Annotated in this window: 15 protein-coding genes, 3 tRNA genes and 3 rRNA genes; 6 read left to right on the top strand and 15 right to left on the bottom strand. The window is 47.3% G+C overall.

What is annotated here, in order from left to right; genetic code table 11:
* Positions 1 to 170 precede the first annotated feature (170 nt).
* Positions 171 to 1982 (top strand): DNA helicase RecQ, encoded by a 1812-nt coding sequence (gene recQ, locus JXR92_RS08500; protein ID WP_138344716.1) that lies wholly within the window; start codon positions 171 to 173, stop codon positions 1980 to 1982.
* A gap of 3 nt (positions 1983 to 1985) precedes the next feature.
* Here the strand turns inward: recQ and JXR92_RS08495 are convergent, their stop codons facing one another.
* From JXR92_RS08495 to JXR92_RS08425, 15 genes are all read right to left on the bottom strand, one after another.
* Positions 1986 to 2837, bottom strand: a complete 852-nt coding sequence (locus JXR92_RS08495) for a tetratricopeptide repeat protein (RefSeq protein ID WP_138344714.1) — start codon at positions 2835 to 2837, stop codon at positions 1986 to 1988.
* 15 nt (positions 2838 to 2852) lie between these two features.
* On the bottom strand, positions 2853 to 3803 hold the full coding sequence (cysK, locus tag JXR92_RS08490) for a cysteine synthase A (RefSeq protein WP_131225911.1): 951 nt from the start codon (positions 3801 to 3803) through the stop codon (positions 2853 to 2855).
* A 298-nt stretch (positions 3804 to 4101) separates the two neighbouring features.
* The gene (leuB, locus tag JXR92_RS08485; RefSeq protein WP_117966782.1) at positions 4102 to 5163 is read right to left on the bottom strand and encodes a 3-isopropylmalate dehydrogenase; all 1062 of its coding nucleotides are present in this window, start codon (positions 5161 to 5163) and stop codon (positions 4102 to 4104) included.
* Positions 5164 to 5167: 4 nt separating this feature from the next.
* A complete protein-coding gene (locus JXR92_RS08480; protein ID WP_025834589.1) occupies positions 5168 to 5410 on the bottom strand; it encodes an anthrone oxygenase family protein in 243 nt (80 codons plus the stop codon).
* Positions 5411 to 5422: 12 nt separating this feature from the next.
* The gene (locus JXR92_RS08475) at positions 5423 to 6964 is read right to left on the bottom strand and encodes an alpha-isopropylmalate synthase regulatory domain-containing protein (RefSeq protein ID WP_138344712.1); all 1542 of its coding nucleotides are present in this window, start codon (positions 6962 to 6964) and stop codon (positions 5423 to 5425) included.
* Positions 6954 to 7553: a 3-isopropylmalate dehydratase small subunit gene (leuD, locus tag JXR92_RS08470; RefSeq protein WP_117601589.1), complete on the bottom strand. Its 600-nt coding sequence runs from the start codon at positions 7551 to 7553 to the stop codon at positions 6954 to 6956. The genes JXR92_RS08475 and leuD overlap by 11 nt, the downstream gene beginning before the upstream one ends.
* A gap of 109 nt (positions 7554 to 7662) precedes the next feature.
* Positions 7663 to 9057, bottom strand: a complete 1395-nt coding sequence (gene leuC, locus JXR92_RS08465; protein WP_131225908.1) for a 3-isopropylmalate dehydratase large subunit — start codon at positions 9055 to 9057, stop codon at positions 7663 to 7665.
* 42 nt (positions 9058 to 9099) lie between these two features.
* Positions 9100 to 10596 (bottom strand): 2-isopropylmalate synthase, encoded by a 1497-nt coding sequence (locus JXR92_RS08460; RefSeq protein WP_005835565.1) that lies wholly within the window; start codon positions 10594 to 10596, stop codon positions 9100 to 9102.
* A 365-nt stretch (positions 10597 to 10961) separates the two neighbouring features.
* Positions 10962 to 11228: a hypothetical protein gene (locus tag JXR92_RS08455; protein ID WP_117966787.1), complete on the bottom strand. Its 267-nt coding sequence runs from the start codon at positions 11226 to 11228 to the stop codon at positions 10962 to 10964.
* Positions 11229 to 11351: 123 nt separating this feature from the next.
* A 5S ribosomal RNA gene (rrf, locus tag JXR92_RS08450) occupies positions 11352 to 11462 on the bottom strand.
* 73 nt (positions 11463 to 11535) lie between these two features.
* Positions 11536 to 14413, bottom strand: a 23S ribosomal RNA gene (locus JXR92_RS08445).
* A 122-nt stretch (positions 14414 to 14535) separates the two neighbouring features.
* Positions 14536 to 14609: transfer RNA gene (locus tag JXR92_RS08440), tRNA-Ala, on the bottom strand.
* Positions 14610 to 14665: 56 nt separating this feature from the next.
* A tRNA-Ile gene (locus JXR92_RS08435) sits at positions 14666 to 14739 on the bottom strand.
* 135 nt (positions 14740 to 14874) lie between these two features.
* Positions 14875 to 16401: ribosomal RNA gene (locus JXR92_RS08430) — 16S ribosomal RNA — on the bottom strand.
* Together the 16S, 23S and 5S rRNA genes with 2 tRNA genes alongside form the textbook arrangement of a ribosomal RNA operon.
* A 232-nt stretch (positions 16402 to 16633) precedes the next feature.
* Positions 16634 to 16894 carry a hypothetical protein gene (locus JXR92_RS08425; RefSeq protein ID WP_206897467.1) on the bottom strand — a complete coding sequence of 87 codons (261 nt, stop codon included), beginning with the start codon at positions 16892 to 16894 and terminating at the stop codon, positions 16634 to 16636.
* 766 nt (positions 16895 to 17660) lie between these two features.
* Here JXR92_RS08425 and sppA point away from each other — a divergent pair.
* The 5 genes from sppA (at position 17661) to JXR92_RS08400 (ending at position 22581) form a co-directional block, all read left to right on the top strand.
* On the top strand, positions 17661 to 19430 hold the full coding sequence (sppA, locus tag JXR92_RS08420) for a signal peptide peptidase SppA (RefSeq protein ID WP_005835560.1): 1770 nt from the start codon (positions 17661 to 17663) through the stop codon (positions 19428 to 19430).
* Positions 19431 to 20561, top strand: a complete 1131-nt coding sequence (gene lpxK / locus JXR92_RS08415; protein ID WP_117601100.1) for a tetraacyldisaccharide 4'-kinase — start codon at positions 19431 to 19433, stop codon at positions 20559 to 20561. It begins immediately after the preceding gene.
* On the top strand, positions 20500 to 21309 hold the full coding sequence (locus JXR92_RS08410; RefSeq protein WP_005835556.1) for a purine-nucleoside phosphorylase: 810 nt from the start codon (positions 20500 to 20502) through the stop codon (positions 21307 to 21309). Before lpxK ends, JXR92_RS08410 begins: the two co-directional genes overlap by 62 nt.
* A gap of 6 nt (positions 21310 to 21315) precedes the next feature.
* On the top strand, positions 21316 to 22365 hold the full coding sequence (gene thiL, locus JXR92_RS08405; protein ID WP_005828671.1) for a thiamine-phosphate kinase: 1050 nt from the start codon (positions 21316 to 21318) through the stop codon (positions 22363 to 22365).
* A gap of 143 nt (positions 22366 to 22508) precedes the next feature.
* Positions 22509 to 22581, top strand: a tRNA-Phe gene (locus JXR92_RS08400).
* Position 22582 lies beyond the last annotated feature (1 nt).

Genomic DNA, 22582 nt, shown 5'->3' with positions numbered 1-22582 from the left:
TTTGATAAATAAACAACGAAAAAGGTTGAAAAGTAGCTCAATTCAGCCATTAATAAGAAACTTTAACCTTTTGCGGAAACTCATATGATACTAAATCTTGATGACTTTCCATTTGTAGTATATGCAATAATTAGTGTACCTTTGTCGGAAGAAATCCATACTGCCAGATTATGCTACAAACGCTCAAGACATATTTCGGTTACGACAGTTTCCGCCCCTTACAAGAAGACATCATACGCCATCTGATGGACCGTAAAGACGCATTGGTACTGATGCCGACGGGAGGCGGAAAATCCATCTGCTATCAACTTCCCGCCTTATTGAGTGAAGGCACGGCGGTAGTGGTTTCTCCGCTCATTTCCTTGATGAAGGACCAAGTGGAAACGCTCTGTGCAAACGGCATCGCGGCCGGTGCACTGAACAGCAATAATGATGAAACAGAGAATGCTTCCCTACGACGTGCATGCATGGAAGGCAAGCTGAAACTACTATATATTTCTCCTGAAAAATTATTGACGGAAGCCAACTATCTGTTAAGAGATATGCATATTTCCCTTTTCGCCATTGATGAAGCTCACTGCATCTCACAATGGGGACACGATTTCCGTCCGGAATATACACAGATGGGCATCCTTCACCAACAGTTTCCCCAGGTTCCCATCATTGCACTTACTGCCACAGCCGACAAAATAACCCGTGAAGATATTATTAAACAGCTACGCCTCAACCAACCCAGGGTTTTCATTTCATCTTTCGACCGTCCCAACCTGAGCCTCACCGTAAAAAGAGGTTACCAGCAGAAGGAAAAAAGCAAAGCCATCCTCGACTTCATTGCCCGCCATCCGGGAGAGAGCGGCATTATTTATTGCATGAGCCGCAGCAAGACTGAAACAGTGGCACAAATGCTTCAAAAACAAGGGATAAAATCAGCGGTCTATCATGCAGGACTGTCACCGGCACGAAGAGATGAAGCGCAAGACGACTTCATCAATGACCGCGTGCAAGTGGTATGCGCCACCATCGCCTTTGGAATGGGAATTGACAAAAGCAATGTACGCTGGGTAATTCATTACAATTTGCCCAAAAGCATTGAAAGTTTCTATCAGGAAATAGGACGTGCCGGACGGGACGGAATGCCCAGTGACACCCTTTTGTTCTATTCACTGGCCGACCTCATTCTGCTCACTAAATTCGCAACGGACAGTGGACAGCAAAGCATCAACCTGGAAAAACTGCAACGCATGCAGCAATATGCGGAAGCAGATATCTGCCGCCGCCGCATTCTGTTAAGCTATTTCGGTGAAAATACGACTTGCGACTGTGGAAACTGTGATGTATGCAAAAATCCTCCCAAGCGTTTCGATGGTACAATAATCGTACAAAAGGCACTTAGTGCAATCGCGCGTTCCGAGCAGCAGATAGGGACCGGTATTTTAGTGGACATCCTCCGAGGAAACATGAGTTCTGAAGTTACAGAAAGAGGATACCATCGTCTTAAGACCTTTGGAGTCGGGCGTGAAGTACCCGCCAGAGATTGGCATGACTACCTGCTGCAAATGTTGCAACTCGGCTATTTCGAAATAGCCTACAATGAAAACAACCATCTGAAAATTACTCAAAGCGGAACAGATATCTTGTTTGGCAGAGCACGCGCCCTGCTTGTCACCATCCGCCGCGAGGAAGCTGTACAAACTACAAGAGGCCGTAAACGCAAGGCTACAGTTCCAACCAAAGAATTGCCATTGGGATTGCCCAATACAGAAAGTGGGGAACTTTTCGAGGCTCTCCGCACTCTCCGCAAACGCCTTGCCGACCAGGAAGCACTCCCTGCCTATATCGTACTGTCTGACAAAGTACTCCACCTGCTAAGCACCTCCCGCCCCACCACCATAGAAGATTTTGGTAATATCAGCGGTATCGGTGAATATAAGAAGAAGAAATACGGAAAAGAGTTTGTGGAGCTGATACGGAAATATAGTTGAATATTATTTACACTGCAACAACAATTCCCTGAGGTCACCTTGCGGTACGCCAAGCGAAATGGCTTTTTCGAAGTCACGTTTTGCCAACTCCTTTTTCTTTTGGGAAAGATAAATTTGTCCCCGTATCAAGTAGGCTTCCGTCTGTGAAGGATCCAGCTTAATAGCTTCTTCCAAGTCCATCATGGCCAGGTCTGCATGTTTCATATCCTGCTCCACACCCGCACGTGCCACGTAAAGCACGGCATATTGCTGGGTAGTCAGCCGGATAGATTCTCCTCCTTTTTCTGCAATCATGGCATTCAATATCGAAAGCGCCGCTTCATATTTGCCCTCCTTCTGCTCCAGTGTAGCCAACCCCAGACGGCCATTGTAACTCCGGGGGGCAAGTTTCAGCAGACGTTCATAATCAGACTTTGCAAAATTATAGTTGCGCTGCCGCATATAGATATAGGCGCGCATTAGCAAGGCTTCCTGATTATCGCTCTCTATATCCAGCACCAAAGAATAGTCTATCCGGGCCAAATCATCCTTCCCCAACTCAAGATAAAGAGCGGCACGGTTCATCAGGGCAGGTATGGCACGCGGAGCAATGTTCAATGCCAGAGTATACGAGTCAAGGGCCTGCTCATACCGGTGTTGCCGACGCTGTATCGTTCCCAAGTTGGAGAACAGCATAGCGTTATGAGGGTTGGCAGGCTCCATTTTCAAAGCTTGTTCAATGTATTTTTCGGCCAATGACAAGCTATCCTGCTCCGTGGCTGCAACCGCACGTTCGCTCAGTTCTTGATAGGTTTGTGAAAAGGCAGAAAACATCGTGGCTCCACACAAAAGGAAAGAAAAAATAAATTTCTTCATATAATCGTTCAGTATTTATTCCAAAGGATAGGTATCGAAAGCAAACAGTTCTGTTGACAAATAGCGTTCCCCCGTATCGGGCAGTAGGGCAACAATCATTTTATCCGCAAATTCAGGGCGTTCGGCCAGCAACCGTGCCGCATATACCGCTGCACCGGATGAGATGCCGGCCAGCAAGCCTTCCGTAGAAGCCAGCTCCCGTCCTCCACGAATGGCCTCGTCATCGGGTACCGGAATAACCTCGTCTACTACAGAAGCATCATAAATGGAAGGAATAAAATTGGCTCCAATCCCCTGGATGCGGTGCGGTGCGTCTTCCCCTCCTTCCAGGACCGGAGAGGAGGCAGGTTCTACAGCCACAACATAGACATCCGGATTGTGTTTCTTCAAGGCACGCGCCACTCCACAGACCGTGCCGCCCGTGCCCACACCGGCAACAAAAACAGTAACTTTGCCATCCGTGTCCGTCCAGATTTCTTCCCCCGTAGTATGTTCATGAGCCTTGGCATTGGAGGGATTCTCAAACTGTTGCAGAATAACCGCACCGGGTATCGCATCCCGCAGTTCTTTCGCTTTGGCAATGGAGCCGGACATACCTGCCAGCCCGTCGGTCAGTACAATCTCCGCGCCCAAGGCTTTCAACAGATTACGGCGTTCCACACTCATGGTCTCCGGCATGGTCAATATCAAATGGTATCCCTTGATGGTTGCCACCATCGCCAGTCCCACGCCGGTATTGCCACTGGTAGGTTCAATAATCGTAGCTCCGGGTTTCAAAGCCCCACGTGCCTCGGCATCCTCAATCATGGCAAATGCCACACGGTCCTTCACGCTTCCCGCCGGATTAAAAGATTCCAGTTTTGCCACTACGTTTCTTTTCAATCCGTATTTACGGCTGTATTCAGCCAATTCCATCAAAGGAGTATGCCCAATCAACTCCGTCAGGTTCTTTGCAATTTTCGCCATAATCTTATTGTCTAATACATTCTTCCCGCACATACTTGCGGTGCATGGATATGCTGACAAAGATATGCAAATTCCAAGAAATAAACCGTGCGGGAAAGGAAAGATTATGCTGCCATCTACCAAAGCTTAACACGAATAAAGAGGATGAAAGGATATGAAACGATTGAAGAAGGAAAAATGGGAAGGAAGAACCATATCTGACAATCAGCGACTTCCCACTGCAAAGATGGTGCATGCTTTTTGCAGAACTTTACAGTGGGAAGTTACTGATGGACAGAACAGTAATGGGATACTGGCATCAAGACTTCTTAAGATAGTCTACAATCCAAGCGCCCACTTCCTTGGTACCGTATTTGTCTCCACCTTCTACTTGAATCTCCGGTGTACGTACATTCGCATCGAGTGAAGCATCCACTGCCTTGCGAATCAACGCCCCTTCCTCTTTCAGGTCGAAGTATTCGAAAAGCATGGCTACAGACAAAATTTGCGCCAGCGGATTGGCTATATTCAAACCTTTCGCTTGCGGCCAGGAGCCATGAATAGGCTCGAATACCGGCGTGCTCTCTCCCGTAGAAGCAGAAGGCAGCAATCCCATAGAGCCACTGATGCAGGAACCCTCGTCCGTCAAAATATCGCCAAACGTATTTTCCGTAACCATTACGTCAAAGAACTTCGGCTCTTGAATCATCTTCATAGCGGCGTTGTCCACAAACATATAGTCGGTTGTCACTTCGGGATATTGCGGTGCCATTTCCTGGGCAATCTGTCTCCAAAGGCGGGAAGAGGCAAGCACGTTGGCTTTATCCACCACCGTAAGATGTTTGTTACGTTTCATGGCATATTCAAATCCGACTTTCAGGATACGTTCAATCTCAGGACGGGTATACATGTTCGTATCATACGCCTTGTCATTGTCCTGGTATTTCTCACCGAAGTACATGCCACCGGTCAGTTCGCGGATACAAAGGAAATCGGCACCATCCACCAGTTCCGCACGAAGGGGAGACTTATGGAGCAGACATTTGAAGGTCTGTACGGGACGGATGTTGGCAAACAGTCCCAGTTTCTTGCGCATAGCCAGCAAGCCCTGCTCGGGACGCACTTTGGCAGTAGGGTCATTGTCGAATTTCGGGTCACCTACGGCAGAGAACAATACAGCATCCGCATTTTTACAAGCCTCATAAGTGGCTTCGGGAAACGGGTCACCCACCTTGTCTATCGCGTCTGCACCGCAGATGGCATATTCATAGTTCACTTTATGTCCGAACTTCTCACACACGGCAGTCATCACATCCACGCCTACGGTAGAGATTTCGGGGCCGATACCGTCACCGGCCAACACTGCAATTTTAAAATCCATTGTTTTATTTATTATTTAAAAGTTCATCTATCTTCTTTTTGTTTGCAAGATTCTTGCGGCGATACCGGTCACCCCACACAAAACCAGCTGTCAATATAAGGGTATTGATGGCTGACATAAGATACTCGTCCGCATCCAACTCGCCGCTCCACCAACGCAGAAAGAGGTTGAAAGCAAAAAGCAAGCCTGCATACAACGCATAGCATACATAAGGACGCCTCTCAAAAAACGATTTCTTTTTCTCCATAAGATCCATTTTTTATGATTCGTATTCGTCTTCTATGATATTCAACATCTTCACCGTCGCCTTGATGGCCGCTTCCGTCTGGTCTGCGTCCAATCCGCGTGTACGGAATATCGTATCTTCAAAACTCCAGGTAATAACCGTCTGCACAAAGGCATCGGTACGCCCGCCGGGAGGAATGGTCACGGCATAGTTCGTCAGCATCGGGAACTTACGGCCCAGTGTCACTTTATATATCTTGCGCAAGGCGCGCACAAAAGCATCATACTGGCCATCTCCACTGGAACTTTCCTCATATTCCTTTCCGTTGATTTCTATCTTCAACGTAGCCATCGGCTTCAATCCATACGCCAGATTCACAATATAGCTCTTAAGGCTGACGCGTTCTTCTGCCATTCCGTGCTTCAGTACGTCCGAAACAATATAGGGCAGGTCTTCTTGCGTCACCAGTTCCTTCTTGTCGCCCAGCTCAATGATGCGTTCGGTCACTTTGCGCATGGCATCTTCATCCAGTTGTAATCCCAAGTCCTCCAAATTCTTCCGGATATTGGCTTTACCGCTGTTCTTGCCCAGGGCATACTCTCGCTTGCGGCCAAAGCGTTCGGGCAGAAGGTCGTTGCAGTAGAGGTTACTTTTATTGTCACCGTCGGCATGGACGCCTGCCACTTGGGTAAATACATTCTCGCCCACAATCGGTTTATTGGCAGGGATTACGATACCCGAGTAGGACTCCACCACACGGCTTACATCGTTCAGGCGGCTTTCGTCAATGTTGGTAATGGCATTGAAGTGGTCTTTCAGGATAGCCTGCACACTGGCAAGCGGAGCATTGCCGGCACGTTCGCCCAGGCCGTTGATGGTAGTATGCAGTCCCTTACAACCGCTAAGTACGGCGGCAAGCACATTGCTCACGGCAAGGTCATAGTCATTGTGGGCATGGAAGTCGAAATGGGCATACGGATAGCGTTTCACCATCTTGCGCATGAACTCGATGACTTGTAGCGGGTTCAATACGCCCAATGTGTCAGGTAACATGTAACGGCGGATATTGGTCTGCTCCAAGGCGTCCATCAGACGGAACACATATTCCGGAGAATCTTTCATGCCGTTGCTCCAGTCTTCCAGATAGACATTCACTACCATATCCTGCTCGTTAGCGTAATCCACTACGGACAGAATATCCTCGATATGCTCTTCGGGAGTCTTCTTCAACTGGTAGGTGCAATGCTTCAGCGAGCCTTTGCACAGCAGATTGATGACACGGCAACCGGTCGCATGTATCCAGTCCACCGACGTGTGGCCATCTACAAAGCCAAGCACTTCTACTCTTGGCAACTGATTACGGCGTGCCGCCCAGTCACAAATCATTTTTACGGCATCAAACTCTCCTTCGGATACCCGCGCAGAAGCCACCTCTACCCGGTCTACCTTCAATTCCTCCAGCAACAAACGGGCAATCATCAGCTTCTCATGGGGCACAAAGGAGACTCCGCTGGTCTGTTCACCGTCGCGGAGCGTAGTGTCCATGATTTCTATCTTCGGATGATTATGCTTCATTTTTATTCTCCCAAGCTTCTATCTTATCTTTATTCTCAACCAGAAAATCGATGTCATCCAAGCCATTCATCAGGCAATGTTTCTTGTAGGCATTGATTTCAAAATGTTCGCTCTTGCCCGTAGCCTTGTTGGTGATGGTCTGTTCGGGCAGATTCACTTCCACTTCCATCTTCGGATTGGCAGAGATAGAGTCGAATAACTCTTTCAGGAACGGCTCACTTACCACCACCGGAAGCACAAAGTTGTTCAGTTCATTGTTCTTGTGTATATCGGCAAAGAAGCTCGATACCACCACGCGGAACCCGTAACCGGCAATGGCCCATGCAGCATGCTCACGGCTGGAACCGGAACCGAAGTTCTTTCCCGCCACCAGAATCTGTCCACCGTAAGTGGGATTGTTCAAAACAAAGTCCTTGTTCAGAGAACCGTCCGGATGATAGCGCCAATCACGGAACAAATTATCTCCGAAGAACTTTTCCTCACGGGTAGTAGCTTTCAGAAAACGTGCAGGGATTATCTGGTCTGTATCCACATTCTCTAATGGAAGAGGCACACAAGTACTGGTTATTATATCAAATTTTGTCTTCATCTTTGTATTTACGATTTACAATTTACGATTGAAAATACTCTTGATTTACCTTTGTTGAACGATGTTTGATTTACGAAGTAATTTTAATCGTAAATCGTCCAATCGTACATCAAATCAGCGTTCTCGGGTCAGTAATTACTCCAGTCACTGCCGCTGCTGCAGCTACAAGCGGGCTGGCAAGCAGTGTTCGGGAACCCGGCCCCTGGCGTCCTTCAAAATTACGGTTACTGGTAGACACTGCATACTTTCCGGCAGGCACCTTATCGTCGTTCATTGCCAGGCAAGCGGAGCAACCCGGTTGGCGAATGGCAAAACCGGCCTCTTCCAAAATCTTGTCCAGTCCCTCTTCGCGAATCTGTGCATCTACCATCCAGGAGCCCGGAACCAGCCATGCCACTACATTCCCGGCTTTCTGACGACCTTTCACAATGGAGGCAAATGCACGGAAATCCTCAATGCGCCCATTGGTGCAGGCACCCAAAAACACATAGTCAACCTTCTTACCCAGCAAAGGTTCTCCCGGTTGGAAACCCATATAGCTCATAGACTTCATGAAAGAGGTCCGGGCAGCTTCTCCCATGCCTTCGGTAGTAGGAATATGTTGTGTGATACCCATACCCATGCCCGGGTTGGTACCGTATGTAATCATCGGTTCAATATCTTCGGCAGCAAAACGGACTTCCTTGTCGAACACTGCATCCTCATCACTCTTCAATGTTTTCCAATAGGCCAATGCCTTGTCCCATGCCTCACCCTTCGGAGCATATTCGCGTCCTTTAATATACTCGAAAGTGGTCTCATCCGGAGCAACCATACCGCCGCGGGCACCCATCTCTATACTCAGATTGCACAAGGTCAGACGGCCTTCCATAGTCAGACCACGCACAGCTTCTCCGGCATATTCCACGAAATATCCCGTAGCGCCGCTGGTCGTCATCTTCGACATCATATACAATGCTACATCTTTTGCCGTCACTCCCTTGCCAAGTTTGCCGTCGACAGTGATGCGCATTGTCTTAGGACGGGTCTGAAGGATACATTGCGAGGCCATTACCATTTCCACCTCACTCGTACCGATACCGAAAGCCACTGCTCCCATCGCCCCGTGGGTGGAAGTATGCGAGTCACCGCAGACAATGGTCATGCCAGGCAGGGTCAGCCCGCGTTCCGGACCTACTACATGGATAATTCCGTTCTTCTTGTCCATCATGCCGAAATGGACCAATCCAAACTCTTCCGCATTCTTGGCCAGTGTATCTACCTGAGTCTTTGAAACCGGGTCTTCAATCGGCTTGTCCTGGTCATGCGTCGGCGTGTTATGGTCGGGCATACAGAAAATCTTTTCCGGACGGAAACACTTGATTCCACGTTCGCGCAATCCTGAAAAGGCTTGCGGGCTGGTTACTTCATGACAATAAAGCCGATCAATATAAAGCTGTGTGGGACCGTCTTCCACTTTCTGTACCACATGGGCATCCCAGATTTTATCAAATAATGTATTCATCTCTTTATGTACAATTTAGCTATTTACAATTTACGATTAAAATCACATCTTAAACTTATTGATACAGTCGATGTACGCTTCCACTGATGCCGCGATAATATCCGTATTGGCACCGAACCCATAATAAATATGATTATCGTATTCCACCTGCATATGTACCTTACCCATATCGTCGCTACCCTTGCTGATAGCCTGGATGGTGAATTCCTTCAATGTCATATGGCGGTCGATAATCTTCTTCAAAGCCTTGATAGCGGCATCTACCGGACCGTTTCCACTGGCAGCGGCTTCAAACTTCTCACCGGAGATGTTCAATCCCAAGCTGGCAACCGAACGAACCCCCACCCCACTGGTCACCTGAAGATATTCCAGTTTGATACGGTGGTTCTGCGTACGATTTGCCCCTGCCAATACCAGAATATCGTCATCATTGATATCTTTCTTCTTATCGGCAAGTTTCAAGAACTCTTCATACACTTTGTCCAGCTTCTCCTGATCCAGCTGTACTCCCAATATCGACAAACGATTCTTCAAGGCTGCACGTCCGCTACGGGCTGTCAATACGATAGAATTATCATCAATACCCACATCATGCGGGTCAATGATTTCGTACGTCTGCACATTCTTCAATACACCGTCCTGGTGAATACCCGACGAATGGGCAAAAGCATTGCGACCTACAATAGCCTTGTTGGGCTGCACCGGCATGTTCATCAGGCTGGACACCATACGGCTGGTTGGATAAATCTTCTGTGTATTGATGTTGGTCTCGATTTCTATGTCCTTGTGACATTTGATAATCATCGCCACTTCCTCAAGAGAAGTATTGCCGGCACGTTCACCAATACCATTGATGGTTACCTCCACCTGGCGGGCACCATTCAGCACGCCAGCCATTGTATTGGCAGTAGCCATGCCCAAGTCATTGTGGCAATGAGTAGAAATAATGGCATTATGAATACCGTTGACATGTTCCATCAGATATCTTATCTTCGCGCCATACTCATCAGGCAAGCAATACCCCGTTGTATCGGGAATATTCACCACAGTAGCACCTGCCTTGATAACAGCTTCTACCACCCGTGCCAAATATTCATTATCCGTTCGGCCTGCATCTTCGGCATAGAACTCTACATCATCCACATACTTACGTGCATACTTTACGGCAGCCACTGCACGCTCTATTATTTCCTCGCGATTGGAATTGAATTTATATTTAATGTGCGAGTCAGATGTACCGATGCCAGTATGGATACGTTTATGCTTGGCAAATTGCAAAGCCTCTGCTGCCACATCAATATCTTTCTGTACGGCACGTGTCAAGGCGCAGATGGTGGGCCATGTCACAGCCTTTGATATCTCAATGACCGAATTGAAATCTCCCGGACTTGAAATCGGAAATCCGGCTTCAATCACGTCCACCCCCAGGGCTTCCAGTTGTCTGGCTACCTGAATCTTTTCCACTGTATTCAATTGGCATCCCGGAACCTGCTCGCCATCGCGGAGCGTTGTGTCGAAAATAAATAATTTGTCACTCATTGCTTTATTGTATTTAATTTATGTCCCATAAAAAAAGCCTTTCGCACTTGGAAGTGAGAAAGGCTTCATATATCATTGCATCTTACATATATATTCACGCACAGCACTCACTTCCACTAAACTTTGCCAGTAGAATAATAATGCCACACAGTAGAATATATGTAAAGTTCTGAATCATCTTCTTTTTTGTTTTGACGTTGCAAAGGTAGATATTATTTCGTATCACACAAACAAATTCATTACTTTTTTCAAAGAAACAGTTTCATTTTATAAGTTAGCATTCACCTATTACTTAAATATATCACAAAAAAGGCATACTTTACAGTATGCCTTTTCCTATTGCACAATTTAATACAAGTCTTGAATTACTTTTTATCACAAGCTTTCTTGCAATCTTCTTTCTTATCACAAGCAGCTTTATCACAAGCCTTCTCACATTTCGCACTGTCACAAGCAGCAGAGTCAGCACCCTCACAGCAAGCCTTAGCAGAGTCACACACTTGTTCTGTTTTTGCTGCGCAGCAAGAATCCACCTCAGTTACATTAGAATCTGCAGCCTTTTTGTTGCCACAAGATGTCACTGCGAAAGAAAACGCTACCGCAACGGCAGCCAATAAAACTTTAGTCTTCATACTTTCAATTTGCTTTAAACGTTGATATAAAATTAGTTCGACGCAAATATACGAAAAGTTTATGAGACCGCCAAAACGAACGAAGCCTCCGTATCCTTATCAGACACGGAGGCTTCTTCTGAAAAACGGCGACTACCTACTCTCCCACTGTTACGCAGTACCATCGGCGTGACCGGGCTTAACTTCTCTGTTCGGAATGGGAAGAGGTGGAACCCCGGTGCTGTAGTCACCTGAATAAGGTAGACATGATGCGAAAAAAGCAAAGCATTCATTTATGGCTGAACGTATATACCTCCATACAAGGCAAGGCAAAAAGTGAACGGGCAATTAGTAACGCTCGGCTATGACATCGCTGCCTGTACACCTGCGTCCTATCAACGTTGTAGTCTACAACGACCCTGAGAAATCTAATCTTGTGGCTGGCTTCGTACTTAGATGCTTTCAGCACTTATCCAATCCCGACTTAGATACCCGGCAATGCACCTGGCGGCACAACCGGTAAACCAGAGGTCAGTCCAACACGGTCCTCTCGTACTAGTGTCAGAGCCACGCAAATTTCATGCGCCCACGATAGATAGAGACCGAACTGTCTCACGACGTTCTGAACCCAGCTCGCGTGCCACTTTAATGGGCGAACAGCCCAACCCTTGGGACCTTCTCCAGCCCCAGGATGTGACGAGCCGACATCGAGGTGCCAAACCCCTCCGTCGATATGAGCTCTTGGGAGGGATCAGCCTGTTATCCCCGGAGTACCTTTTATCCTTTGAGCGATGTCCTTTCCATACAGAAACACCGGATCACTATGCTCTAGTTTCCTACCTGATCGACTTGTGAGTCTCCCAGTCAAGCGCCCTTATGCCATTACACTCTGCCGACGGTTACCAATCGTCGTGAGGGCACCTTTAGAAGCCTCCGTTACGCTTTTGGAGGCGACCACCCCAGTCAAACTACCCACCAAACAGTGTCCCCGCAACAGCGGGTTAGAACTCAAATAATCAAAGGGCCGTATTTCAACAGCGGCTCCACGAACACTGGCGTGCCCGCTTCAAAGCCTCCGGCCTATCCTACACATCAATTACCCAAATTCAATGTTAAGCTATAGTAAAGGTTCACGGGGTCTTTTCGTCCCATCGCGGGTAATCGGCATCTTCACCGATACTACAATTTCACTGAGCTCACGGTTGAGACAGCGTCCAGATCATTACACCATTCGTGCAGGTCGGAACTTACCCGACAAGGAATTTCGCTACCTTAGGACCGTTATAGTTACGGCCGCCGTTTACTGGGGCTTCAATTCAACGCTTCTCTTGCGATGACGTCTCCTCTTAACCTTCCAGCACCGGGCAGGTGTCAGGCTGTATACTTCATCTTTCAATTTTGCACAGCCCTGTGTTTTTGTTAAACAGTTGCCTGGACCTATTCTCTGCGCCTCAATTGCTTGAGGACCCTTTATCCCGAAGTTACAGGGTCAGTTTGCCTAGTTCCTTAACCGTGAATCACTCAAGCGCCTTAGTATATTCAACCCGACTACGTGTGTCCGTTTGCGGTACGGGTACCGTAAGGATTAAGTTTAGCGGATTTTCTTGGAAGTATGATTACACGCACTATTGGATTGTCCAGAAGGACGCTCCATACTGTCAGGTTCGACTCTCGTTCCGGATTTGCCTGGAACAATCAACATCTACACCCTTCAACGGACTATTCCGTCAGTCCGCGGCGCTGTCACGACTCCGTCTCCACGTCACTCCTTAAGGTAGTACCGGAATATTAACCGGTTCTGCCATCGGCCTCGCCGTTCGGCTGAGCCTTAGGACCCGACTTACCCTGATCCGATTAGCGTTGATCAGGAAACCTTAGTCTTTCGGCGAGGGGGTTTCCCACCCCCTTTATCGTTACTTATACCTACATTTGCTTTTCCACACGCTCCAGCAAGGCTCACGCCTTACCTTCGACGCAGAGTGGAATGCTCCCCTACCGATGATTTCTCATCCCAAAGCTTCGGTAGAATACTTATGCCCGATTATTATCCACGCCAAACTCCTCGACTAGTGAGCTGTTACGCACTCTTTAAATGAATGGCTGCTTCCAAGCCAACATCCTAGCTGTCTTAGCAATCTGACTTCGTTAGTTCAACTTAGTATTCATTTCGGGACCTTAGCTGTTGGTCCGGATTGTTCTCCTTTAGGACATGGACCTTAGCACCCATGCCCTCACTCCTGACATAGAACTGACACGCATTCGGAGTTTGTCAAGACTTGATAGGCGGTGAAGCCCTCGCATCTTATCAGTCGCTCTACCTCATGTCAGTATAAGTCAAGGCTGCACCTAAATGCATTTCGGGGAGTACGAGCTATCTCCAAGTTTGATTAGCCTTTCACCCCCACCCTCAGGTCATCCAGAAGCTTTTCAACGCTTATTGGTTCGGTCCTCCAGATGGTGTTACCCATCCTTCAACCTGCCCAAGGGTAGATCACTTGGTTTCGCGTCTACTCCTTCCGACTATACGCCCTGTTCAGACTCGCTTTCGCTTCGGCTGCGGATCTGAGATCCTTAACCTCGCCGGAAAAAGTAACTCGTAGGTTCATTATGCAAAAGGCACGCCGTCACACTAAAAGTGCTCCGACCGCTTGTAGGCACATGGTTTCAGGAACTATTTCACTCTTCTGTTCGAAGTGCTTTTCACCTTTCCTTCACAGTACTGGTTCACTATCGGTCTCTCGGGAGTATTTAGCCTTACCGGATGGTCCCGGCAGATTCACGCAGAATTCCTCGTGCTCCGCGCTACTCAGGATACCACTAGGCTTCGGTTGGCTTCGCATACGCAGCTATCATGCTCTATGGCTGTACTTTCCAGAACATTCTGCTCACCAACTTTCTTGCCACAACGTGGTCCTACAACCCCACACATGCCGTAACATGGATGGTTTGGGCTGTTCCCCGTTCGCTCGCCACTACTGGGGGAATCATTATTTATTTTCTTTTCCTGCAGGTACTAAGATGTTTCAGTTCCCTGCGTTAGCCTCCCGCATTGCGGGATGATATCCCTTCAGGATATCGGGTTGTCCCATTCGGAAATCCGCGGATCAAAGGTCATTTGCACCTACCCGCGGCTTATCGCAGCTTATCACGTCCTTCATCGCCTCCGAGAGCCAAGGCATCCGCCATGTGCCCTTACTTACTTTTTGTCTTACCGATCACGTATGGTCGATATATACTTTCAGCTTTCAACTTTACTTTTTTTGGTCACATCATGTCAAAGATCGTTGTCAAGGATTAAGGATTAAAGATAATTCCTAATCTTGAGAAGTGGAGAATAACGGATTCGAACCGTTGACCCCCTGCGTGCAAAGCAGGTGCTCTAGCCAGCTGAGCTAATCCCCCTTCACCATTGATGAAAGACCCGCTAAATCGTAACCGGTCGGTCACCAACTGAGAAGTAGTCCCAGGCAGAGTTGAACTGCCGACCTCTACATTATCAGTGTAGCGCTCTAACCAACTGAGCTATAGGACTGTCAGTCAAACCCTCGCCTTACGGCTCGGCTTCTACTTTTCTCGTATATTTTAATAAACAAGTACGCGCAGTACAAGAGGTTCTTATGGAAGCATAACTTCAAGAACCAACGATCGAGTCGAGACGTCACTCCAGAAAGGAGGTGTTCCAGCCGCACCTTCCGGTACGGCTACCTTGTTACGACTTAGCCCCAATCACCAGTTTTACCCTAGGGCGCTCCTCGCGGTTACGCACTTCAGGTACCCCCGGCTTTCATGGCTTGACGGGCGGTGTGTACAAGGCCCGGGAACGTATTCACCGCGCCGTGGCTGATGCGCGATTACTAGCGAATCCAGCTTCATGGAGTCGGGTTGCAGACTCCAATCCGAACTGAGAGAGGTTTTAGGGATTAGCATCACGTCGCCGTGTAGCTGCCTTCTGTACCCCCCATTGTAACACGTGTGTAGCCCCGGACGTAAGGGCCGTGCTGATTTGACGTCATCCCCACCTTCCTCACATCTTACGACGGCAGTCTCGACAGAGTCCCCAGCATAACCTGATGGTAACTATCGATAAGGGTTGCGCTCGTTATGGCACTTAAGCCGACACCTCACGGCACGAGCTGACGACAACCATGCAGCACCTTCACAAATGCCTTGCGGCTGATCTGTTTCCAGAACATTCATTTGCAATTTAAGCCCGGGTAAGGTTCCTCGCGTATCATCGAATTAAACCACATGTTCCTCCGCTTGTGCGGGCCCCCGTCAATTCCTTTGAGTTTCACCGTTGCCGGCGTACTCCCCAGGTGGAATACTTAACGCTTTCGCTTGGCCGCTTACTGTATATCGCAAACAGCGAGTATTCATCGTTTACTGTGTGGACTACCAGGGTATCTAATCCTGTTTGATACCCACACTTTCGAGCATCAGCGTCAGTTACAGTCCAGCAAGCTGCCTTCGCAATCGGAGTTCTTCGTGATATCTAAGCATTTCACCGCTACACCACGAATTCCGCCTGCCTCTACTGTACTCAAGACACCCAGTATCAACTGCAATTTTACGGTTGAGCCGCAAACTTTCACAACTGACTTAAGCATCCGCCTACGCTCCCTTTAAACCCAATAAATCCGGATAACGCTCGGATCCTCCGTATTACCGCGGCTGCTGGCACGGAGTTAGCCGATCCTTATTCATACGGTACATACAAAAAGGCACACGTGCCTAACTTTATTCCCGTATAAAAGAAGTTTACAACCCATAGGGCAGTCATCCTTCACGCTACTTGGCTGGTTCAGACTCTCGTCCATTGACCAATATTCCTCACTGCTGCCTCCCGTAGGAGTTTGGACCGTGTCTCAGTTCCAATGTGGGGGACCTTCCTCTCAGAACCCCTATCCATCGATGGCTTGGTGGGCCGTTACCCCGCCAACAACCTAATGGAACGCATCCCCATCAATGACCGAAATTCTTTAATAGCTGAAAGATGCCTTTCAGATATACCATCGGGTATTAATCTTTCTTTCGAAAGGCTATCCCCGAGTCATCGGCAGGTTGGATACGTGTTACTCACCCGTGCGCCGGTCGCCAGCAAAGAAAGCAAGCTTTCTTCCTGATGCCCCTCGACTTGCATGTGTTAAGCCTGTAGCTAGCGTTCATCCTGAGCCAGGATCAAACTCTTCATTGTAAAAGTATCGTGACTGCGCAAATTAAAAAAAATTAATGTGCGACAGCTTGTTATCTGTTCAGGACGCTCGAATTCAAAAGTTTATCTTTACCTATATAAAATAAGTATTGACGGTTCTCTTGTTTTACCCAAGGCAATTCCCCATTGATAAGGAAAAGCCTTGCTCTTGTACTACTTGTATTGTTTATGTAAATCTGTTCAAAGATCGCTCGTTTCACAATTGCTGTTCTTTTCAGAAAGCGGATGCAAAGGTAAGAACTTTTAAGTATATCCTCCAAATATTTTCGGAAGTTTTTTTTTCTTTTTTTCTCTCTTTTCTCTTTCCTCGTCGTCTCTCTTGTCGAAAGGGAGGCAAAAAGAAAAAGGAAGAAGAACCAGGCACCGTTTCTTTTAAAAGAATGTCAACTCGCGCTGCTTTCATTTTCAAAAGCGGGTGCAAAGGTAAGAACTTTAAAGCATAACTTCCAAATATTTTCAGAAGTTTTTTTTTCATTTTTCTTTTCCAAGGCCGAAGTTCCGGAAGAAACCGATGACAAAGAAGAGAAAAATGGAAGCTTACCGCTCCGTTTTACTGTCAGAATGTCAAAACATCGCCGCCTTCGTTCCCGAAAGCGGATGCAAAAGTAGGCCTTTTATGAACATCTGCAAAATTTATACACGGTTTTTTTGAGAGATTCCATGAACTTTTTCATAACTCACTGATTGATAGATATGTTTTAAAGCATGTTTTTTAAAGAAAACTGGGATAAGGAAAGGAAGGGACACATTATATATATACGCGCGCGAAATACAAGCTCCAATTCATACCTTGACATAGACCACTGAACGGCCGGCACCGCGCTTGCGAATCACAAAGAGAACTGACAATAAACCTGCGAAAGGCTACATCCGGAAAGCACGGAAACTAAACGGGAACTAATGAACAACTTTTCTCACCACAGATATGTTGCTTTCTTTCCACACCCGTGTTTCTTTCTTACCACAGCTGTGGTAAGAAAGAAACACGGGTGTGGAAAGATTAGTTCTTAGGAGAAATAGATTCAGAAAGTAAGAAGACAGCAATTATACTCTGGCATTTTACAAACTAACTATCCATAAAGAACGAAATGACATACTTCAAAGATAAAAGAAAAGAGAATGAAATCTCCCATAATACTGTGACAAACCGAAAAACTCAGCGACAGATAGGGTAAATATCAACCTAATTATTTATCTTTGTTAGCTTTTAAAAGTTAGCATACTAAAAACAATAAAGTACAATGAAAGATTTTCTGAAGTTTACGTTTGCCACCATTACCGGCATCATCGTATCAGTCGTTGTTTTAGTTTTCATCAGTATTCTGGTGGTTTTCAGCATGGTATCATCTTCGGAGTCGGAAACGCAAGTACGCAAGAACTCCATTATGATGCTGGATTTGAATGGCGCACTGGCTGAACGCAGCCAAGACAATCCGTTCGATGCCCTTATGGGAGACAATTATAAGACCTATGGCCTGGATGATGTCCTCTCCTCTATCAAAAAAGCAAAAGAGAATGACAACATTAAAGGTATCTATATAGAAGCAACTTCGCTGGGTGCAGGATTTGCTTCACGCGAAGAAATACGCAATGCATTGAAGGATTTCAAGGAATCGGGAAAATTCATCGTAGCTTATGGTGACAGCTATTCCCAAGGTCTTTATTATCTGTCAAGTGTAGCCGACAAGGTGTTGCTGAACCCGCAAGGTATGGTCGAGTGGAGGGGCTTGGCCGCTACCCCCATGTTCTTCAAGGATTTGCTGGCCAAAATCGGAGTGGAAATGCAGATATTCAAAGTAGGTACCTACAAATCGGCTGTAGAGCCTTTCATCTCTACCGAAATGAGCCCTGCCAACCGTGAACAAATCGACGCTTACCTGACCTCCATCTGGGGACAAGTGACCAATGATGTTGCAGAATCACGCAAAATATCTGTAGACTCACTGAACGCCATTGCCGACCGCATGTTGATGTTCTATCCCGCAGAAGAAAGTGTGCAATGCGGACTGGTCGATACATTAATATATAAGAATGATGTGCGCAACTACCTGAAAGCGATGGTAGGCATCGACAAAGACGACCGCATGCCCGTACTTGGTTTGCAGGACATGATTAACGTAAAGAAGAACGTTCCCAAAGACAAAAGTGGAAATGTGATTGCCGTATACTATGCCTATGGAGAAATTGACGGTGGTTCATCTTCTGCCTCCAGCGAAGAAGGCATCGACTCTAAAAAGGTGATTAAAGACCTGCGCAAGCTGAAAGATGACGAAGATGTAAAAGCGGTAGTATTACGCGTAAACTCACCGGGCGGAAGTGCCTATGGTTCAGAACAGATATGGTATGCCGTCAGCGAATTGAAGAAAGAGAAACCGGTCATTGTTTCCATGGGTGACTATGCAGCTTCAGGAGGTTACTACATTTCTTGTAATGCAGACACCATCGTGGCCGAGCCTACCACACTGACGGGTTCTATCGGCATCTTCGGCATGTTCCCCAACGCAAAGGGGCTGACTGATAAAATCGGGGTAAATTTTGATGTAGTGAAAACCAATAAATACGCAGACTTCGGCATGCTGACACGCCCGATGAATGACGGTGAAAAAGGGCTGATGCAAATGTATGTGAACAACGGATATGACCTCTTCCTCACCCGCTGCTCCGATGGCCGAGGCATCAGCAAGGAAGACCTGGATAAAATTGCCCAAGGTCGTGTATGGACCGGAAGCAAGGCCAAGGAACTAGGACTGGTCGACGAATTGGGTGGTTTGGACAAAGCTTTGGACATTGCCATTGCAAAGGCCGGAGTAGATGCCTATACCGTGATGAGCTATCCGAAAAAGGAAAGTTTCTTTGAAAGCCTGATGAACACCAATCCGGGTAACTACGTCAAAGCACGCATGCTGAAAGGCACAATGGGCGAGATATACCAGCAGTTCAGCGTCCTGGAGAATTTTGACAAATGTGACCGTATACAAGCACGTGTACCCTTTGAACTGAATATTCAATAAATGGAAGAAAACTTTATCAAGATATATCATTGGCTATATCCCCTATCATGGCTTTATGGAATAGGGGTATGCTTGCGAAATAAACTCTTTGACTGGGGCTGGCTCCGGTCAAAGAGTTTTGACGTTCCAGTAATATGCGTGGGCAACCTTGCTGTGGGCGGAACTGGCAAGACGCCACATACCGAATATCTGATAAAGCTATTACAAAAAAACGGAGTGAATGTAGCCACCCTCAGTCGGGGTTACAAGCGTAAAAGCCGAGGCTATGTACTGGCCGATGACAAGAGCAATGTACGGCAAATAGGTGACGAGCCGTATCAAATTAAAAATAAATTCCCCAATGCACGGGTAGCGGTAGACGAAAACCGTTGTCACGGCATTGAGCAACTGCTGAAACTGGGAAATCCCACTGTAGAAGCCATCATCCTGGACGACGCCTTCCAACATCGCCATGTAAAAGCCGGACTGAACATTCTACTAACCGATTTTCACCGGTTACTATGCGATGATGCCTTGCTCCCTGCCGGAAGACTCCGCGAACCTTCAAGCGGTAAAAACCGGGCACAGATGGTCATCGTCACCAAATGTCCGGATGACATCAAGCCGATAGACTTCAACATCATAGCCAAACGGCTCCACCTCTATCCATACCAACAACTGTATTTCTCCAGATTCCGCTATGGAATGTTGACCCCGCTATTTCCCGAGAAAACGAACAGCTGGGAAGTGCTCTCCTCCCTCACCGGAGACGAGCAAGTACTGCTGGTGACAGGCATCGCCTCCCCCGCCCCCTTGCAGAAAGAAGTGGAATCTTACACGCCGCACGTCAAATTGCTGTCATTTGATGACCATCATGACTTTACTCCCAAGGATTTATTGCAAATAAAGGAACAATTCCTGCACCTGGAAGAGTGGAAAAGACTGATAATCACCACGGAGAAAGATGCGGCAAGGCTGAAACTCCATCCCGCACTGGACGAAACACTAAAGCCGTACATCTACGTGCTGCCGATAGAAATAGAAATTTTACAAAATCAACAATATATATTTAACCAAAACATTATTGGCTATGTTAGAGCGCATTCAAGAAACAGCAGCCTTTCTGAAGGGAAAGATGCACACCCAGCCTGAGACAGCAATCATCCTCGGTACCGGACTCGGCAGTCTTGCCGGTGAAATCACTGAAAAGTATGAGATAAGGTACGAAGAAATCCCCAACTTCCCCGTCTCTACCGTAGAGGGACACAGCGGAAAACTTATCTTCGGCAAACTGGGCCATAAAGACATCATGGCGATGCAGGGACGTTTCCATTTTTACGAGGGCTATTCCATGAAGGAAGTAACCTTCCCGGTACGTGTAATGCGCGAACTGGGTATCAAGACCTTGTTCGTTTCCAATGCCAGTGGAGGCACAAATCCGGATTTTGCGATCGGCGACCTGATGATTATCACCGACCATATAAACTACTTCCCCGAACATCCATTGCGTGGCAAAAACATACCTTACGGCCCTCGTTTCCCGGATATGAGCGAGGCCTATGACAAAGAGCTGATTCGTAAGGCCGACGCCATTGCAGCAGAAAAGGGCATCAAGGTTCAGCACGGTGTCTATATCGGTACGCAAGGTCCCACATTCGAAACACCTGCGGAATACAAGATGTTCCATATTCTGGGTGCCGATGCAGTGGGCATGTCCACCGTGCCGGAAGTCATCGTGGCAAATCATTGCGGAATCAAAGTGTTCGGCGTATCTGTCATTACAGACTTGGGGGTAGAAGGTAAAATCGTAGAAGTTTCTCACGAAGAAGTGCAGAAAGCTGCAGACGAGGCACAACCGAGAATGACAGAGATTATGCGTGAATTGATTAATAGAGCATAAGAAAGCATGAGAACAGAAATAGCTACCCTCGGTGAATTCGGCCTCATCCGTCACCTCACCGAAGGCATTGAACTAAAGAATGAGTCGAGCCGATATGGTGTCGGAGATGATGCTGCCGTCCTCTCCTACCCGGCCGAAAAGGAAGTGCTCGTTACTACCGACTTGCTGATGGAAGGCGTCCATTTCGACCTTGTGTATGTACCGCTCAAGCATTTGGGGTATAAATCGGCCGTAGTCAATTTCTCCGATATCTATGCCATGAACGGCACACCGAAGCAGATTACCGTTTCCTTGGGCATATCCAAGCGTTTCAGTATAGAAGACATGGAGGAACTCTATGCCGGCATCCGTTTGGCTTGCGAAGAATATGATGTTGACATCGTGGGAGGAGACACCTCCGCTTCCTATACCGGGCTTACCATCAGCATCACCTGCATAGGCGAGGGTGAGAAAGGAAAAGTGGTCTACCGCAATGGTGCCCGCGAAACCGACCTGATTTGCGTCAGCGGCGACTTGGGTGCCGCCTACATGGGACTACAGCTTTTGGAACGCGAAAAGGCGGTGCTCAAAGGAGGTGACAAAGACTTGCAACCGGACTTCTCGGGGAAGGAGTATCTTCTGGAACGTCAACTGAAGCCCGAAGCACGCCGTGACATCATTCAGAAACTGGCAGAAGAAGGTATACAACCCACCTCCATGATGGATATATCGGACGGACTTTCTTCGGAATTACTGCATATCTGTACCCAAAGCAAAGTGGGTTGCCGAGTTTACGAAGAACATATTCCTATCGACTATCAGACGGCTGTAATGGCAGAAGAATTCAATATGAACTTGAGCACTTGTGCACTGAACGGAGGCGAGGATTATGAGTTATTGTTCACCGTCCCCATTGCCGACCATGAAAAGGTTGCCGAAATGGAAGGCGTCAAGCTGATTGGCCATATCACCAAACCGGAATTAGGCTGCGCCCTAATTACCCGTGACGGTCAAGAGTTTGAACTCAAAGCACAAGGATGGAATCCTTTGAAGGAAGAAGAAGCGGAAAAAGCATAACTATAAAACTTTTTCAGTATTTTTTCTCAAATCATAAACGCTGATAATTAACCACATAGCCAATTATCAGCGTTTTTTATTATGGAAGCTATTGCATAGTCCAAAAGTTTCACTACCTTTGCAACCGCAAAAGAGATAAACATGGTGCCATAGCTCAGTTGGTAGAGCAAAGGACTGAAAATCCTTGTGTCCCCGGTTCGATTCCTGGTGGTACCAC

Source organism: Bacteroides parvus, assembly GCF_017309675.2.
In the GTDB taxonomy this organism is placed as follows: domain Bacteria; phylum Bacteroidota; class Bacteroidia; order Bacteroidales; family Bacteroidaceae; genus Bacteroides; species Bacteroides uniformis.
Note: the sequence above shows the minus strand (reverse complement) of the source record. Positions and strands in the feature narration are given on the sequence as shown.

Bases quoted from the DNA above. Each gene is read 5' to 3' on its own strand.
- JXR92_RS08455 (WP_117966787.1), bottom strand. From the start codon at position 11,228: ATGAAGACTAAAGTTTTATTGGCTGCCGTTGCGGTAGCGTTTTCTTTC.
- sppA (WP_005835560.1), top strand. From the start codon at position 17,661: ATGAAAGATTTTCTGAAGTTTACGTTTGCCACCATTACCGGCATCATC.
- leuC (WP_131225908.1), bottom strand. From the start codon at position 9,057: ATGAATACATTATTTGATAAAATCTGGGATGCCCATGTGGTACAGAAA.
- JXR92_RS08410 (WP_005835556.1), top strand. From the start codon at position 20,500: ATGTTAGAGCGCATTCAAGAAACAGCAGCCTTTCTGAAGGGAAAGATG.
- cysK (WP_131225911.1), bottom strand. From the start codon at position 3,803: ATGGCGAAAATTGCAAAGAACCTGACGGAGTTGATTGGGCATACTCCT.
- JXR92_RS08460 (WP_005835565.1), bottom strand. From the start codon at position 10,596: ATGAGTGACAAATTATTTATTTTCGACACAACGCTCCGCGATGGCGAG.
- leuB (WP_117966782.1), bottom strand. From the start codon at position 5,163: ATGGATTTTAAAATTGCAGTGTTGGCCGGTGACGGTATCGGCCCCGAA.
- thiL (WP_005828671.1), top strand. From the start codon at position 21,316: ATGAGAACAGAAATAGCTACCCTCGGTGAATTCGGCCTCATCCGTCAC.
- JXR92_RS08475 (WP_138344712.1), bottom strand. From the start codon at position 6,964: ATGAAGCATAATCATCCGAAGATAGAAATCATGGACACTACGCTCCGC.
- recQ (WP_138344716.1), top strand. From the start codon at position 171: ATGCTACAAACGCTCAAGACATATTTCGGTTACGACAGTTTCCGCCCC.
- JXR92_RS08480 (WP_025834589.1), bottom strand. From the start codon at position 5,410: ATGGAGAAAAAGAAATCGTTTTTTGAGAGGCGTCCTTATGTATGCTAT.
- JXR92_RS08495 (WP_138344714.1), bottom strand. From the start codon at position 2,837: ATGAAGAAATTTATTTTTTCTTTCCTTTTGTGTGGAGCCACGATGTTT.
- lpxK (WP_117601100.1), top strand. From the start codon at position 19,431: ATGGAAGAAAACTTTATCAAGATATATCATTGGCTATATCCCCTATCA.
- JXR92_RS08425 (WP_206897467.1), bottom strand. From the start codon at position 16,894: ATGAAAAAAAAACTTCTGAAAATATTTGGAAGTTATGCTTTAAAGTTC.
- leuD (WP_117601589.1), bottom strand. From the start codon at position 7,553: ATGAAGACAAAATTTGATATAATAACCAGTACTTGTGTGCCTCTTCCA.